Below are 16,127 nucleotides of genomic sequence, written 5' to 3' on the forward strand. Positions count from 1 at the left end.
CTTAACCTCCTTTGTTTTTAAACTTATTAACGTACAGCAATCCTCCTATTGCGGTTAAACCAATCAGCCCAATCCCATACCAGCTCAACAGCTTTCCCAGTCCTGCAAATAAGGCAGTTGTCCAGACAGCACCATCAACAAGTGCAGAAATACTTGTATTATTGCCCATATCAAATTGAGCGGACATCGCCATTTCCGTAAATAATGGGGAAATCCATGTGGCAATGTATAAGCCAACACCGATGTAGATCGTTGCACCGATTACCGTTCGAATAATATTCCCTCTAAATACAGGCACCATCAAACATACAATGAAAGGAATGGTTGCCAAATCACCGAATGGTAAGACGCTGTTTCCAGGTAATATGACTGCCAGACACAATGTAATTGGAATCATTAATAAGGAAGCCGATAACACTGCGGAATGCCCAACTGCCAGGGCACTGTCCATTCCAATATACAGGTTTCTGTTTGGAAATCGCTTTTTAATCATGTTACTGGCAGCCTCTGAAACAGGCGTTAATCCTTCCATTAACAATGCAACCATTTTCGGCATAAGAAACAGGACGGCACCTGTCTGTATAGCTAATTGCAGTGTTTCCTTGATGCCATAACCTGCCAACAATCCGATAATAAAACCAAGCAAAACACCCAAAACCGTTGAATCACCAAGAATTCCAAAACGTTTTTGAATGGCTTCCGGGTCTGCTTCCAACTTGTTGAACCCTGGAATTCGGTCAAACACTGCGTTCAATGGTTTGGCCAGAAAATAGGATGGGGCAGATGCTGCATGTGGAAAGGTAATTTGTTTGTATCCAAAATAGGATTCCACTTCTGGAGCAATGAGGTCACCTAATAGAAAAATAATCAGTACGTGAACAGCTGTTGTAACTAAACCTAAAGCAAAATCATTTGTTAATGCATAAACAAGAGACCCCGTGAATGCAACATGCCAATAGTTCCAAATATCAACATTTAATGTTTTGGTTAAGCCAAATAATAGTAATATAAGATTAATCCCGATGCCTATTGGAATAGCAAGGCTTCCGAGTGCGGTACCATAGGAAATCGCAGCAGCTGCTGGCCAGCCAACATCAATGGTATGTAAATCGAAACCGAAATGATCTACCATCGACTGTGCTGCCGGACCTAAACTTGATGTTAATAATTCCAAAACGACATTCAGTCCCACAAAACCAACGCCAACCATAAGCCCGGAATAGAATGCTTTTTGTACCTTTGTACCAAGCGCTAATGCAAAAATAAAAATAATAATTGGGAGCATCACACTGGCTCCCAAATCAACAAAGCTTTGTAAAATCGCCAATGAGCTCCCCTCCCGATTAGCTTTTGCTGTTTAGGCATTGCTGCGATTTCAGCCTGCTTTCTACGCCTGCTGTTTACCCAATATACCGGTGATATAGTGATTTAGCTTGCACGACATCACTCGTTCCATGGACAAGGACACGACCATCCTGAAACAGGACGAATCGATATGCATCGATGGTAAAGGATAAAAGAAATTGATTATGCTTTACATTTCCTATTTCTGAAAGATGTACGGCCACTTCCCTCAAGTCCGGCTTCTCCTCTATTTTTGGCCGGATTTGAACGGTATCTCTCCCACATAGCACAGCTGTTTTGGTTTGATTCTCGTAATTTAAATATGGATGGCTTGCTGCCTGACCACATGATAGGCAGTCTTCATTTTTAAACGGTTCAACATCAATGAAAGACTGCTGGTTGGTCCAAATATCAAAGGATATTAACTTATTTCGTAAAGCTTCCCAGTTTTCGGTGAGTATTTTCAACGCTTCCGTTGTTTGATGTGCAACAATAAGTTGAACAATTGGACTGATGATTCCACCGGTATCACAGGTTATTCCACCTATTGGCACTTTTTTCATCAAACAGTGCAGGCATGGAGTTTTATCCGGAATGATGGTATAACTAATGCCATAACTGCCAACAACTGCACCATAGATCCATGGAATATTATGTTTTTGAGAAATGTCATTAATAATCATCCGAATATCGAAATTATCTGTTGCATCCATAATTAGGTCCACCCCTTTCACGAGATTTTCCATCTCAAGGGGCCCTATATCCACAACACTTGCCTCAATCGTCACTTCGCTATTAATGCTCTCTAATCTTCTTTTAGCCGCTATCGCTTTTGGAATGCTGTTTATCGCATCATCTTCGGTATATAACTGTTGACGTTGCAGATTGCTCCATTCAACATAATCACGGTCAGCAATGGATATTTTTCCAACACCGGAACGGGCAAGAATCTCCGCATTTGCAGTACCAAGTGCACCTGCTCCAATAATTAGTACATGCTTACTTTTTATTTTGTCCTGACCGTCTTCACCGATGGGGGAAAATAATATTTGTCTTGAATAACGGGCATCCATCAACGGCTAACCCCTTCCAATGGACTGCTTGCTGTAGCATAGCGTTTGATTGGAATTCGCCCCGCCTCATAGCCCAGTTGACCTGTTTTTACAGCTAGTTTCATAGCCTCAGCCATTTTAACTGGATGCTTGGCGCCTGAAACAGCAGTATTCAGCAGGATGCCATCCGCACCCAATTCCATTGCCTCAACAACGTCTTTAGGTGAGCCAATACCAGCGTCAACGATAACAGGCACACTCGATTGTTCGATAATAAAGCTTAAGTTAAGCGGATTGATAATACCTTGCCCAGACCCGATTGGTGATGCTCCAGGCATAATCGCATGTGCACCGAGCTCTTCCAGTTTCTGAGCTAACAGAACATCATCCGAGGTGTAAGGAAGCACGGTGAATCCTTCTTTTAGTAGTTCTTCTGTTGCATGTAAGGTTTCAACTGGATCAGGCAGCAGTGTTTTATCACAGCCAATTACCTCAACCTTAATCATGTCACAAAGACCTGAAGCTTTAGCCAGTTTCGCCGTACGAACTGCTTCTTTTGCCGTTTTTGCACCTGCAGTGTTTGGTAACAGGCTGTATTTCTTTATGTCTACCTTTTCCAGAAAATTTGGCTGTGTCGGTTCAAATATGTCCATCCGACGTACTGAAAATGTTAAAATCTCTGTTTCTGATACCTCCACGGCTTCTTTTTGTATATCAAAGTTCGGGAATTTTCCAGTTCCCAACAGTAATCTGGAGTTAAAATTTTTATCCCCAATCGTTAACATATCAGCCACCTCCTACAAATTGTACTAATTCAAGTTTATCTCCATTTGTTACTTCCTTGTTTGAATGGTTTTCGAGATCTAAAATTTCACCATTGTGTTCGACAATGACGACCGGCGGATTGTTAAAAAAGTACCCAATCACATCTGTAATCGTTTTAACATTACCTGGTACGTTAACCTCGTTTCCATTGACAAGCAGATTCATGCGTTTACCTCCTCATGTGGTATTCGGTCCATTCGAAATGTATCATCGATCGCTTTTCCTTGAATTAAATCGGCCATAAGGAAGCCGGTTACAGGAGCTAGTAAAATCCCATTGCGATAATGCCCCGTTGCGATGGATAAGCCGCCTAAATCAGGGTCCCTCCCCAGATAGGGCAAGCCATCCCCCGTTTGTGGACGAATACCTGCCCACGCTTTTTCCCATGTAGCCGATTTTAGTGCCGGGATAATTTTCATAGCATTATTTATCAGCTGGTAGACGCTCGTCAATTCAACTGATTCGTCAAATGTATCGGGTTTTTGTGTTGCCCCTATTATTAGGCTCCCGCCTGATTTCGGAACGATATATCCATCGGACGAAAAAATACTTGATGTTACAATGCGTCCATGATGGTGAACGGATAAACATTCTCCTTTTACTGGATGTGCATTTAAGGTTAACCCGGTTTTCTCGATAATTTGGCTGCTCCACGGTCCACCTGCCACAATAACTTCATCCGCAAAGAATATATCCGTTCCAGTTCTCACACCGGAAACACTGCCATTTTCCTTCACGAAATCAATTACTTCTGTATATTCAAGAAATTCCGCCCCTAAAACAGCTGCAGATTTTGCTAATGCTTGTGAGAAAAGCGGTGCTGAAACCTGTCCATCACGCGGCATGTACAAACCACCTGCAACAGTACCGGAAATTTCCGGCTCTCTCGCTTGTACCTGTGCCGTATTCAGTAATTCTGCGGTTTCTCCCTTCATTTCTTGAAATGAAGCGATCTTTTTTAAGTTTTCCATTTCTTCATCAGATTGAGCCACTCGTAAAATTCCGCTTTGCAGCAGTTCAATATCAATACCGGAAAGTAATTTTAACTCTTCTGCCAATTCAGGAAACATTTCCCTGCTTCTTCGTGCCATGGAGAACAGTGGACTATCTTCTGTAATTTCATTCTGAGCTCCTAGCATGCCGGCAGCAGCACGTGACGCTTTTTGTGCGATTCTTTCTTTTTCAATAACCAGTACGTGATAGTCACGTTTACTTAATTGAAAGGCAATCGAACAACCAATTACACCCCCGCCTACAACCACTGCATCATAACGTTTTTTCATCATCAGCCACCTTTCTTAATGCTTTGCGATATGCGATTACGTTTTTCATCGGATCATTTGCTAATAAAACACCAGATAATACTGCGATTCCACTTGCACCACTTTTGATGATATCTGGTGTGTTTTCAGGTGTTATACCACCAATGGCAATAACTGGTGTGCTTACATGCTGGACCACATCTTTCAACCCCTTTAGTCCATTTGGCTTCAGCCCGGGCTTGGATTGGGTTTCATATACATGTCCGTACAGTAAATAATCGGCGCCATGTTTGGAAGCGAAAAGGGCCTCATCCACCGAATGAACGGAACAGCCGATACATAAGTGGTCGTAAGGACTTCTTACCTCCGATACATTCATGCTGTTTTTACCTAATTGCACTCCCAGTGTTTTCATAGAATGAGCGACTTCCATCCGATCATTTACGATTATCTTTTCAGGTTGGATGCCTTTTGAGTCAAGTAATTCTATTGTTTCCACCAGTTTGATGTCGGACCATGATTTTTCCCTTAGGTGAAACACATTCACATATGGATTTATTATTTTAGCAATCGAAGCGAAGATTTCCGGTGTTTGTTGACCGGTTGAGATGATATGAAGCTCTCCTGGTGATTTTTTACGAGTATCGACAGAAACACCTCCTTAAAAATCATGCAGAAACGTAAAAAACCACTTCCCTTTGGTCAGGAAAGTGGTTTGAATGTAATATTATCTTCAAATTAGGAATAGACGTATCCATTCTTTCACTTCCCTACGCCGGCATCAACCGTATCAGGTTTAAAGAGTCCCAAAGTTACACTTTGATCTCAGCCCTTCTAAAAGGCACCCCTAGTGAATCGATTCTATTTAATTGTTAGTAGCATTATATCATTGGTACTAAAATTGTCAATAATTATTCTTTTCGTAAAGTAACCGTTTTCGATGCGGCTTCACGCTATTGAAAATAAACATCTTTTCCTTGTACACATTGAACCTACGAGAAACGCATTCTTACACGTCAATCCAGCTAATTGAACACTTCGATTCATGTTTTAACATTACTGATAACGGTTAAATTATACATAAAGTCAACATCCTATCCAATACTGCGAATGAGGTGATATCATGGCAAATCAAGAAAAAGAAAACAAACATAATGATGATTCCCTGGAACAAAAGCAAAAATCGAATGATCCAAATCAGGATATCGACCCACAAGGTGAACCAGACTCCAAACCACAGGAGAATTAATGATAGCCATAAAAGAAAATACCACATGTGTAAGGCAAGCCTGAAATCAAACAGGCTTGCCTTTTTCAGTTAGGAGTATAATGGTATCCTCCTAACTTTTATACAATTCGGTTTTTGCTCAATGGTACTGAACAGTTTTTTTAACTATGTGTTTCAGTCGCATACTTGTTTAAAAGTTTATCAAGTTGTTGGCTGCATTCTATTGTTCGATCATTTGCCAAACCATACTCCAGCCCGAGTTGAATCATTTCATTCTTTTTCATTAAAATATCTGTTGGCAAGTTGGATGGTACGGCTACGATTATTTGTTCCATCAATATTTCTTCCCTTCTTACATCTGCTTTCATTGGTTCAGATATTAGTTTGTTTAAAAACCCAACAAAAAATATTATGCCAACTTTTAATAAATGATGCAATAGATTCTACAAAAGTAGACATGAGTAGACAAAAATAATTTTCACCATTTCGGTTTTTGCATCAGAAAATTTTAATGAAATCAGAAAACATTGCTGCCTTAATCATGTTTTAATTGTAAATTGTCATATACAGGATAATATAAAGTAAAAAATGGGGATGAATTTTATGAACGCGTATGGAGATAATTGGGAGAATTACGGAATGGATTACCTGGAGGTCAAGAAGACATATGAAAAACCGATTCTATTTACCGTTTAGAATCGGTTTTTGGGATCACTTTGATATTGTATCGGTAATGACATATTACACCCTCACTTCCAAAAATTTGGTGGATTATCTTTTTCTGTGGAAATCCCCGTAAAATGTTGCATTTTTATCGATGAACTGTTCCAGTTTTTTAATTGCTTTTTTCATATAATCTCAACTTCCTTTCTATTTTTTTAATTACTGACGGTTAAGTCTTTCATAAGCATCTACATACAATTCCATGGAATCCTTTAGTAGTTCTTTTACTTTTTTCATCATGTTTATCTCCCCTTTCTTTTGATACTTTAATTATGGAAGAAAAGGGAGTTTTTTACAAAGTCCGTGGAATCGGTAACATTTCTCATGAAAACGAAAACAAATGAAATGAAAACGGGCACAACGCTTGTTTTCTTAAAATATCGCTTTTTTTCTCGGTTTATCTTGAAAATCGCTAGCAAAACGGTAAGGATTCATATCGAGCCCTCCCTCAGATAGGGGTTATTTGACAGACACATCCAGGACATCATCACTTTTTTCCTGGTTGTTCAATTGGATATAGTGATGAAGCGTATCAATCTTCGAAGTCTTCCCTTCTTTATTACGTAATCCCGGCTCGTATAACATTTGATTTTCAACCCCATAGCGTGGGCTAAAGAACACAGGCTAAGAACGCCCCGTCCTAGGGCAACGCCTATGTGACCAACATCGTGTTGGCCCGAGGCTGAAGCCGTGCCCACTAAAAAGCGAAGTATTCTGCTGAAGCGATTAGCGATTGTGATAGCGCTCTGGTTTAAAAGAAACGGAAGAAGCAAAATCACGATAAAGTTACGTCGCATTTTATATCAACTACGAAGGTTAATAAGCAACAAAATTTACGAAAGGATTCTTCAAAAAAACTAAGCTGTTACAAAAAATTATTTTGAACTCAAGTTATCCCGATTTACAGCTTGTGGCGGGCGTTCCAACCATCCATAATCAATTAAAATATTGGTTACATCTTCAACGTATAGTCCATTATCCATTAAAAAACGTGTATACATCCCACCTATATCACGTCTGCCGTTAAAAGATGCAGCATTCGCATATGTTCTAACTTTCATGGAAAACATCTCCATCTTATGAATCAGCATTAATTTATCCGAAAACGGTGAAATTGTAGAATCAGTAACCAAGTGATCCAAGCTCTCGCGAGAAGGTAAGTCATCTTTATGAAGTTTTTCTGTAAACGCCTCTACATGCTTATCAGCAATATTCTTTCCTCTTTTAAGTATCTGCTGAACGTTATCATCTTTGGCTACTTGACTAAAAGCAATCAGAAGAGCTCCACTTGTTACATCATTTTCAAGATTATCGTAAAGATGCGTGATTTCTAAAGCATGAAGAGGTCTCGTATCTCCAAAGAAACCCCTTAGATATTTTTGCTTTTGAACAAAATCAACTTTTTCAGGTATCGGAATTTCTGGCGGGGTCACGAAAAACCCTTTTTTCATTAAGACATTGTCAACTTCAGTTAAAAGTTTTACTGTAGATTGAAGGCAGTAGATAAAGAAGTTTTTTACATCATTTCGTCTCATTAAAGGTATTGCAATAGAATAAATACTCATTCCTGCTTTACCCATATATTTTAGATAGTGCAGGTAAAACTCATCTAAAAACAATCTCGGAGCATTTAAGTCCACGTCCCCTTCTGTAAAACCGATTGGTATTGGGAATTTTTCCTGAATAAATATTTCTTCAATCGTTTTCAGAAACGAGTTACATAAATTCAAAGCATCATTTAAAACTTCTTTTATATCCTGATCTTCAATATGTTGAAGATAATGTGTAAGAATGCATTTGGACATGGTATTTCCTGAATAAGTTGTCCAAAGTTTTCCCATTTCGGCAGATGTTAATCGAAAATCATGATTATTCTCCATTGTAAAACCTCCTGTTAAGAGTAATATGCCCATGACGAATGTAAATATAAATAACTCAACTTTCGCACCTAAAAAAACAATAATATGTTCAACAAACTGTAATACGTGTAGTTGTTGTAATATAATCCTTGACAAAAATTACACTACCAAACAGAAAAGGTTATGGAGACGCAGGAAGAATCAACCGTGAGCAGGATTATCTCGATGGGTAGAAATAATAGCTAAAAAAACAACCGTAATGCGTTGAAGATGTGCTAAAAAAAACCAGATCCGCATGTGGGATCTGGTTTTTTCAAATTATAAATGGACTGTTACGTCTGCATCTTCACGAAGGTTTTCAACAAGTGTTTGTACCGCTTTTCCTTCTTCTTGTGATATAAGTTGTTTTTCAAGGTCTGGTTTCAGTTCGTCAAAGGATGGAATTTCAGCTTCTTCACTACCTTCTCCTTCTCCACCCTGTTGTTCTTGTTGGGCTACCAGTTGATCATACATTTCTTGCAGTTCTTCCTCCGATGGCTCAATGTCACCAGTCTCACTGGCAATAAGCTTGTCTATTTTTGCTTGCAATTCAACCTGTGACATAACTTCTTCTTCACCCATACCTTGTTCTTCCATCGCTGTAAGGAAATCATCCTTTGATTCAAGGCCATTCATTTCTACCAATTCATCCAGTGTCGTATTGATATCTTCTTCTGATGCTTCGACACCGCTGTTATCCGCTTCTTGTATGAGAAGTTCCATACCAATCATACTATCTGCAACCTGTTGTTTTAATTGATCCTCGTCAACTTCTTGCCCAGACATCTGTGATTGCATGGTTGCTTGCTGAAATCGGGTCGTGTACGTATTTTCAAATTCCTCTTTCGCAATTTCTTCACCATTTACTTCTGCAACAACATCAGGTACGCCTTCCATATCAGGCTCTGGCATTTGAGGCTGTTCGCCACCTTCTCCGCCTTCTGGAGCTGCTTCATTATCAGCAGACTCTTCCTCCTGTGTTTCAGATTCATCATTATTATCTTCAGCTGATTCATCACCATCACCACATGCGGCTAATAGCGCTACAAGTGCGGCAATGATTAGACTTAAAAACCATTTTTTATTCAAAATCATTCTCCTTTCCTGTATCGTGTTGGTCATTGTAACATATACAAATGGATTGTACATCTAAAATATGATTGATCGTCCATTAACCTCTTTAAAACGTCTTCTCCTGCTTTCTTATATATTTATCCAGTTTCTCAAGTTCTACCATCAGCTTAACAATACTGCTGGCTACAGGGAAAATTTCAATCCATTTTTCAATTTCGGATTGCTGTAATTCATTAATCAAATCATTAATTGTCAAATTCATTGCAGTAAAACTCTCTTTCTGCAACCCTTTTTGGACAAGTATTTTTTCTTCGTAGGTTAAAATGATGTTCTCATGGTATTCGACAATCCTGGTCACTAACTTTTTGACTAAAAAAGATTGGTTTGGCGATATTTCCTCAATGTTATCTATTTTTAATTCCAGATTTTCAATCAAGTCCGATTCAAGCTCGACTACTCTTAACATCTGTTTAAAAATTACAATATCACGCATGAAATGGTATCGATTTCTGATAAACATCCTGCTTTTTTCGTCCGTGACAATATCCAGGTAATCATTTATTTCCTTGATGTCCTGATCCAGCTCCTCTTCCCGCTCTTTCAATTCTCTTACTTTCATCGTTTTGTTCGGTATCACACGAAGTAGAAAGCTTGTTTTATCCAATGACTTTTTAATCATGTCATAAAGAAGTTTTTGATGATTGGGCGGAAATATGAATGCATTAATCAAAAATGCAGACGAAATACCGATGAAGATCAATGACAGCCGTTCAAGGAGGTACCACAAATGAATGGTTTCTTCTCCAGACAGCATGATAATCGCAATCGTCAGAATCGTAATATTGACTGTTTTGACCCAACCCAATTTAATGTTAACTGCAATCGCCAGGATAACAGTGATCCCGATAGCAATCGGGTGCAGGCCCAGTGTATAGGCCCCGGCTAACGCAAATACAACCCCTATCAGCGTGGACAATGCTGTTTCTTTAATGTATGTGAAAGAACGCATAATGGATGGCTGCATGGTAATGACTGCTGTGATGACAGCGACCATACCAAGTTCAAAATCCAGACTCTCCGTTATCAAAATTGCTAATGCAACAGCCAAACCAGTTTTCATCATTCTTGGCCCAATATTAAAGTTCACCTTTATTCTCCTCTAGTTATCACTTTATCTTATGGGGATGACTTATAATAAGCCCAATTAAAAAACCGCTTATTAGGCTACTCGCAAGCATTATGATTTTCTTTCTTCTTTTATTCCCCTGTTGAAAATGCCTTTTATTTTCCTATTATTTCATCTGTATGCTGCTAGTTTATCATACCATCTCTTGTTGCTCTTAATATAATTCATCATTAAGATAAATAAAAATCACACTCGGGGCCTGTCCCCCACTTCTCTACTGCTTTAACGCTTTAGTGTAATGGGGGGCAGGCCCCAAAATTGGCCCCAAAATTACTTTTCCATTAATTTCCCAAGAGGGCTGAATATTGCTTCCACCAATTCAGTGGGACCGGGCATCGTTGGAAAATAAACGAGGAGGATCGCAAGTAAGACCCCTCCCATGGTGAACAGGATAAAAGAACGTTTTTCCTTCTTCATATCTTTATTTATTTTTGGCCATTCATATACGGTAATCAGGGCGGCAATGACAAGAATCATCAATACATATACGAGTTTCATTGTTCAATCACCTCATCCTCCGGTACGCCTTGTGGGGACGTGGATCTTCCTGGTCTTTCAATTTCCACATTGCTTTGAATTTCCACTTCTACTTCCGGTAATTTCTCTTCCCAATTATCTTTCACCATTGCCCATTGGTCTGGATAATGACGATGAAACGCTCTTCCAAAGTTAAATATATCAACATTCATTTCGTTTTGTATTTTTTCCAGTGCTTCATGAATTCGCTCATCAATTGTTTCTTCCAGTTGCACTTCAAGCTTTTCTACAGTATCTGGATTCATTAGATTTAATTTCGTTTCATTTTCCATCACATCATCTAATGATTTAATGTTGACAGTCATTTTCCAATTTCCATTTTCAATGGTAGGAACCAATGAGGTATTCGCGCGAAATATATAAAAAGAGATCAATCCTTCTGCATCTTCGGGCTGAATCGTTACAGTGGCTGTTTCAATTGCATCTCTCAGCCAAAGAATCCCCCTCGTCATTTTATCGTCGATTTGTTCAATCATTTTTCCATTTTGGAATATAGCCGTTCCATTTACACGTAATCCGATAGTATCCGGCGGTTCCTCTTCGATTTCAATCAATGGCAATGCCGCACCTCGTTCCTCACCGGTTAACATCAGTAATAAATCTTTCATTGTTACACTCATTCCAACTTGAAACTTTGCTAATTCCCTTGCAACTTCTCCTGAATTTCTCTCTAAATCCGGGGAGACTTTTAGAAAATCTACGGGGCTTCCTTTCGTAACAAATGCAAAGGTCCGAAGCCTCGGAAAAGGAGATCTTGCGAAGTATTCAATATGGCTCCTGATTCCTTCCTCGGCCATTTTCTCACCAATAAAAACAACCGGATTGTGGCCAATGAACAACTTGCGGGAAACCTTCTGCTGAAGTTTGGATCTGGCATCATATATCGTTCGCCCCGTATCTTTTTCAACCGTCGACAGTTTACCTCCGCTGGCACCACCTGATCCGGATCCCCCCAGCGCTCCCGGGTTAATAATCTGTACGGAAAGTTCAATCTGACCGTCATCGGTTTTATCAAGTCCTACTGCTGTAACAATTGCTAAGTCATTTACTTCGGTACGATCCCAGCAACCCGAAAGAAAGAGGAGTATCAGGAAACACAACAAATGAGAAAAGCGTCTTTTTCTTCGTTCAACCATCATTTTCATCTTTTTTTCCTTTCCATCAGCTCGCCGTGGATTTTTTTGAACGTTTTTTGCGTATAGCAGCAACAATCAGCAATAACAGCGGAATGATCGTAAAAAATATCGTTCCATAAAACGGGAAAATGTTACTTAATAATTGCTCGAGTTGCTGCAAATTGGTTGCCGACCACATACTCATCCCCACCAGCAGGATTCCAACAGGATATACAATCGGGCGATAGTCGGATAAACCTAACCATTGGGCTGTACCGAGAACAATGGCATAGTAGAAAATAGAAGCTTTGATAAAAATACCGGATACCCAGATCGCCATCACAACGGCCTCAAAATGCTGCAGAAAGTCAGCTATACTTATGTACCTGGCAGCTTCCATGAATGGGTACGTAAAACTCGTTGTGAGGGGTCCAAATACAAAGAGCGTAACTAAATTAACAATCACCAATGTCAGCATGACAGCTATTACGGTAATCATACTTACTTTCATTCCTTTTTTTCTGTCATTCAAAAAGGGAAGCAAAAAGGAAATAAGAAAAAATTGCAGAAACCAGCTGGATGGTACCACTGCACCCATTAATGAAGGTGTAACCCCTTTTTCAAAGACAGGAAAGAGATTCGCTGGTTCTAGTTCAGGCAGAAGTAAAAGAAGCGTCAATATAAATAAAATCATAACAACAGGAAATATAATTTCAGCACTCCTCGCCAATACTTCCAGCCCTCCCCGGACTGCAAATGCACAGACGAGTGTCATGCTCGCGATCACGAAAGCCATTGGGGTAGTCGGGAGAAAATTCCCCACAACAAACTCCCCATATTCTCGCAAAATCATTCCTTCAGCATGAATTAAAAAGAGTAAAAAAACAGCCCCGATCAGTTTTCCAGGAAATTTCCCGATAATCTTCTCTCCATACTGAATAATTGTCTGCTCCGGAAAGCGCTTATTTAATCGGATGGCTAAAAAAACAGCCAAAAAACCTGCGAAACAAGCCCATATCGGTGATATCCACATGTCCTGACGTGCATATTTTCCTGTAATGGCTGGTACGAGAAGGATGGCTGTAGCTATAATGGTCGGATAGATGAGGAGAGCCATCTGCATCGCACTAATCTTCCCTTTTTCAATCATCCTATTCACCTCTATCCATGAAAATAAATTGCTATTCTTCCCCTCTAATCGGATTCGGTTTCTGGTTTTTGGATTGGCGATATTTATTATATTTCCCTGTTAAATGAGGTCTTGTATTCAATTTCCACCATGGTGCGCGCACGAGTACATCCTTCATGTCCTGCCCTTTCATTGGTGCCATTGGACTAAGATACGGTTCACCGAAGGAACGCAGTGCACATAGATGGACGATGATAAGAAGGATGCCCAGCATGATGCCAAGTAAGCCAAGTGTTCCCGCCAAAACGATCATCGGAAAACGAAGCATACGGATGGAATAAGAGGCGGAATAACGCGGAATTGTAAACGAAGCAACCCCTGTAATCGCAACAACGATAACCATGGGAGCCGAAACAATACCTGCAGAAACTGCTGCCTCGCCGATCACAAGAGCGCCTACAATACTTACAGCTGCACCAAGCTGCTTTGGCAGTCGCAAGCCCGCTTCCCTTAATGTCTCAAAGGTTATTTCCATCATTAATGCCTCCACCAATGCCGGAAATGGAACCTGTTCACGTGCGGCGGCGGAGCTGATTAACAGCGCTGTTGGAATCATCTCCTGATGAAACGTGAGCAAAGCCACATATAAAGAGGGAAAAAGCAAGGATATTAAGACAAAAACGTAACGAAGCCAACGAAAAAATGTCCCCATCCAAAAGCGTCCGTAATAATCATCTGGGGACTGCAATAAAGAATAAAGCGTTGTAGGAACAACCATCGTAATAGGTGTTCCGTCAATCAGAATAGCAACACGCCCTTCCAGCAGATTAGAGGTAACGATATCCGGCCGTTCGGTTGTTAATATCTGCGGAAAAGGAGAAGACGGATTATCCTCGATGAATTCTTCCAACATGCCACTTTCCATGATGCCGTCAATGTCTATTCTTTTTATTCGGTTCGTCACTTCGTCGATTAACGTTTGATCTGCAAGTCCTTCGACATAAGTGACCATCACTTTTGTTTCCGTATATTTTCCTACTTGCATAGATTTCATTTTTAACTTAGGGTTCTTGATTCTTCTTCTAAGAAGAGAAGTATTTACAGCTAGCGTTTCAACAAATCCTTCACGCGGCCCTCTGACAACCATTTCCGCCTGTGGTTCTTCAATCGAACGCTTTTCATATTTGGAAAGCCCAGCAGAAAAAGCTGTTTTTTGCTGATCCACTAGAATGACCGGGTTCCCTGAAGCTATTTCCTTCGTACACGCGGAAAACGTTGTTAATTCTTTTACATTCGTAACCGCTACTTTTTTATGGATCAATGCATCAACCGGATAGTCTTTCTCCCCAGTTACGTTCATGAGTGGAGAAAGTACATTATCATCGATTTCTTCAATGTTTGATAGACCTTCAATATAAATGAGGACTGCTTTATCTTTTTCAGCTATGTAAAACGAACGAAAAATAACATCTGCACTATCTTTATAAGTCGTTTGGAGATTTTTTTCATCACTTGCCAAGTTACCAGATAGCGGATCCTCCTCGTCTACTGCTTGTTCGCTGATGGTGCTCCTATCTTTTTCCTGATTGGACATATACTTTTTTCTTCGTTTTAACATGGAATTTACCAGCCCCCTTCCACCTAACTTTCATCCTCGATATCCGTACGCATTCATCCGTCAAGACATATACCATAGTTTGATTTTATCAATGAAATTTATACTTCTTTGGACATAAAAATTACGCATGTGGACTGATATCATTCCGTAATTGGGCTCAAAACCAACAATCTGTAAGGCTTCAACCCTATTTTTTTGTTATTCTGCCAAAAAAAGTCTACACTATTTTTGAAAGGGTGTTGTATATGAATTTAGTGAATCAGTTACCTGAAAATATAGAAAAACAACTAGCTTCGACAAAAAGGAAAACAATCGATACATTTGAAGAATTAATCAGAGACGGCGGGTATGTGCCACCGGATATGAATTTATTAAGTGATGCGATAGCTGCGTTGAGTATGGGAAAAAACATCTTACTCAAAGGTCCGACAGGCTCAGGAAAGACGAAATTCGCTGAAACACTCTCTGGGTTGTTTAACCAGCCGATGTTCAGCGTCAATTGCTCTGTTGATCTGGATGCGGAAAGCCTGCTAGGATTTAAGACATTAGCGTACGAAGGCAGTAAACAAATGATTGAATTTATTCCAGGCCCTGTGATTAATGCCATGGACTATGGGGACTTTTTATATATTGATGAAATCAACATGGCCAAGCCGGAGACATTGCCACTTATTAATGGGGTGCTTGACTACCGAAGGACAATCACCAACCCATTCACGAACGAAATCGTTACGGCAAAAGAAGGATTTGGTGTGATTGCTGCAATCAATGAGGGATATATCGGGACAGTACCACTTAACGAAGCATTGAAAAATCGTTTCATCGTTATCGATGTCCCTTATATTGAAGGGGAACAGCTCAAAGAATTGATTCAGACAAACACCAGGCTGACAGATGAGAAAACAACCGATTTGTTCGTGCAATTATCCGCAGACCTTATTCAGGCTGTTTATCAGGGAAAACTGACAGAAGATGCAGCTTCCATTCGCGCATTGCTGGATGCCTGTGACTTAAGTGTGCTTATTCCGCCAAGACGAGCAATTCAACGTGCAATTATCGATAAACTGGAAGAAGACAGAGAAAAGGAATTTGTGAAAAACCTTAGCGAAACACTGTTCTAGGATAGGAGAATGTAA

General features: G+C 39.9%; 17 protein-coding genes and 1 riboswitch. Of the genes, 2 read left to right on the forward strand and 15 right to left on the reverse strand.

The features are described 5' to 3' along the window. Position 1: 1 nt before the first annotated feature. The 6 genes from ACZ427_RS11170 to ACZ427_RS11195 all read right to left on the reverse strand — a co-directional run bounded on the left by ACZ427_RS11170 (position 2) and on the right by ACZ427_RS11195 (position 5,030). Positions 2-1,327 (reverse strand): PTS galactitol transporter subunit IIC, encoded by a 1,326-nt coding sequence (locus tag ACZ427_RS11170; protein WP_461178535.1) that lies wholly within the window; start codon positions 1,325-1,327, stop codon positions 2-4. A 73-nt stretch (positions 1,328-1,400) separates the two neighbouring features. After that, the gene (locus ACZ427_RS11175; RefSeq protein ID WP_461178536.1) at positions 1,401-2,417 is read right to left on the reverse strand and encodes a thiazole biosynthesis adenylyltransferase ThiF; all 1,017 of its coding nucleotides are present in this window, start codon (positions 2,415-2,417) and stop codon (positions 1,401-1,403) included. Beyond that, entirely contained in the window at positions 2,417-3,181 is a 765-nt protein-coding gene (locus ACZ427_RS11180) for a thiazole synthase (protein WP_461178537.1), read from the reverse strand. Before ACZ427_RS11180 ends, ACZ427_RS11175 begins: the two co-directional genes overlap by 1 nt. A 1-nt stretch (position 3,182) precedes the next feature. Then, complete coding sequence (thiS, locus tag ACZ427_RS11185; protein WP_461178538.1) at positions 3,183-3,386, reverse strand: sulfur carrier protein ThiS; 204 nt, start codon at positions 3,384-3,386, stop codon at positions 3,183-3,185. Then, on the reverse strand, positions 3,383-4,507 hold the full coding sequence (thiO, locus tag ACZ427_RS11190) for a glycine oxidase ThiO (protein ID WP_464883425.1): 1,125 nt from the start codon (positions 4,505-4,507) through the stop codon (positions 3,383-3,385). The genes thiS and thiO overlap by 4 nt, the downstream gene beginning before the upstream one ends. Continuing rightward, the gene (locus ACZ427_RS11195) at positions 4,488-5,030 is read right to left on the reverse strand and encodes a thiamine phosphate synthase (protein ID WP_464883426.1); all 543 of its coding nucleotides are present in this window, start codon (positions 5,028-5,030) and stop codon (positions 4,488-4,490) included. The genes thiO and ACZ427_RS11195 overlap by 20 nt, the downstream gene beginning before the upstream one ends. Before the next feature lie 203 nt (positions 5,031-5,233). After that, a riboswitch (TPP riboswitch) is annotated at positions 5,234-5,342 on the reverse strand. A gap of 264 nt (positions 5,343-5,606) precedes the next feature. On the opposite strand from ACZ427_RS11195, the gene ACZ427_RS11200 reads away from it, so the two are divergent. Next, complete coding sequence (locus ACZ427_RS11200; RefSeq protein WP_461178540.1) at positions 5,607-5,732, forward strand: hypothetical protein; 126 nt, start codon at positions 5,607-5,609, stop codon at positions 5,730-5,732. 140 nt (positions 5,733-5,872) lie between these two features. Here ACZ427_RS11200 and ACZ427_RS11205 read toward each other — a convergent pair whose 3' ends face one another. The 9 genes from ACZ427_RS11205 to ACZ427_RS11245 all read right to left on the reverse strand — a co-directional run bounded on the left by ACZ427_RS11205 (position 5,873) and on the right by ACZ427_RS11245 (position 14,991). Continuing rightward, a complete protein-coding gene (locus ACZ427_RS11205) occupies positions 5,873-6,079 on the reverse strand; it encodes an aspartyl-phosphate phosphatase Spo0E family protein (RefSeq protein ID WP_464883427.1) in 207 nt (68 codons plus the stop codon). Positions 6,080-6,893: 814 nt separating this feature from the next. Next, positions 6,894-7,019, reverse strand: coding sequence for a hypothetical protein (locus ACZ427_RS11210; RefSeq protein ID WP_461178542.1), 126 nt, complete (start codon positions 7,017-7,019; stop codon positions 6,894-6,896). 290 nt (positions 7,020-7,309) lie between these two features. Continuing rightward, on the reverse strand, positions 7,310-8,314 hold the full coding sequence (locus ACZ427_RS11215) for a DUF3231 family protein (protein ID WP_461178543.1): 1,005 nt from the start codon (positions 8,312-8,314) through the stop codon (positions 7,310-7,312). 297 nt (positions 8,315-8,611) lie between these two features. Next, positions 8,612-9,427: a SurA N-terminal domain-containing protein gene (locus ACZ427_RS11220; protein ID WP_461178559.1), complete on the reverse strand. Its 816-nt coding sequence runs from the start codon at positions 9,425-9,427 to the stop codon at positions 8,612-8,614. Between the two features lie 85 nt (positions 9,428-9,512). Next, on the reverse strand, positions 9,513-10,553 hold the full coding sequence (locus tag ACZ427_RS11225) for an FUSC family protein (protein ID WP_461178544.1): 1,041 nt from the start codon (positions 10,551-10,553) through the stop codon (positions 9,513-9,515). Between the two features lie 309 nt (positions 10,554-10,862). Beyond that, entirely contained in the window at positions 10,863-11,090 is a 228-nt protein-coding gene (locus tag ACZ427_RS11230) for a hypothetical protein (RefSeq protein ID WP_461178545.1), read from the reverse strand. Then, on the reverse strand, positions 11,087-12,274 hold the full coding sequence (locus tag ACZ427_RS11235; RefSeq protein ID WP_464883428.1) for a Ger(x)C family spore germination protein: 1,188 nt from the start codon (positions 12,272-12,274) through the stop codon (positions 11,087-11,089). Before ACZ427_RS11235 ends, ACZ427_RS11230 begins: the two co-directional genes overlap by 4 nt. A gap of 16 nt (positions 12,275-12,290) precedes the next feature. Then, positions 12,291-13,394, reverse strand: coding sequence for a GerAB/ArcD/ProY family transporter (locus tag ACZ427_RS11240; protein ID WP_461178560.1), 1,104 nt, complete (start codon positions 13,392-13,394; stop codon positions 12,291-12,293). 31 nt (positions 13,395-13,425) lie between these two features. Further along, the gene (locus tag ACZ427_RS11245) at positions 13,426-14,991 is read right to left on the reverse strand and encodes a spore germination protein (protein ID WP_461178547.1); all 1,566 of its coding nucleotides are present in this window, start codon (positions 14,989-14,991) and stop codon (positions 13,426-13,428) included. 245 nt (positions 14,992-15,236) lie between these two features. On the opposite strand from ACZ427_RS11245, the gene ACZ427_RS11250 reads away from it, so the two are divergent. Further along, complete coding sequence (locus tag ACZ427_RS11250) at positions 15,237-16,112, forward strand: ATP-binding protein (protein WP_461178548.1); 876 nt, start codon at positions 15,237-15,239, stop codon at positions 16,110-16,112. The last annotated feature ends 15 nt before the right edge of the window (positions 16,113-16,127 follow it).

The sequence above is a fragment of the Virgibacillus ainsalahensis genome (assembly GCF_055380755.1).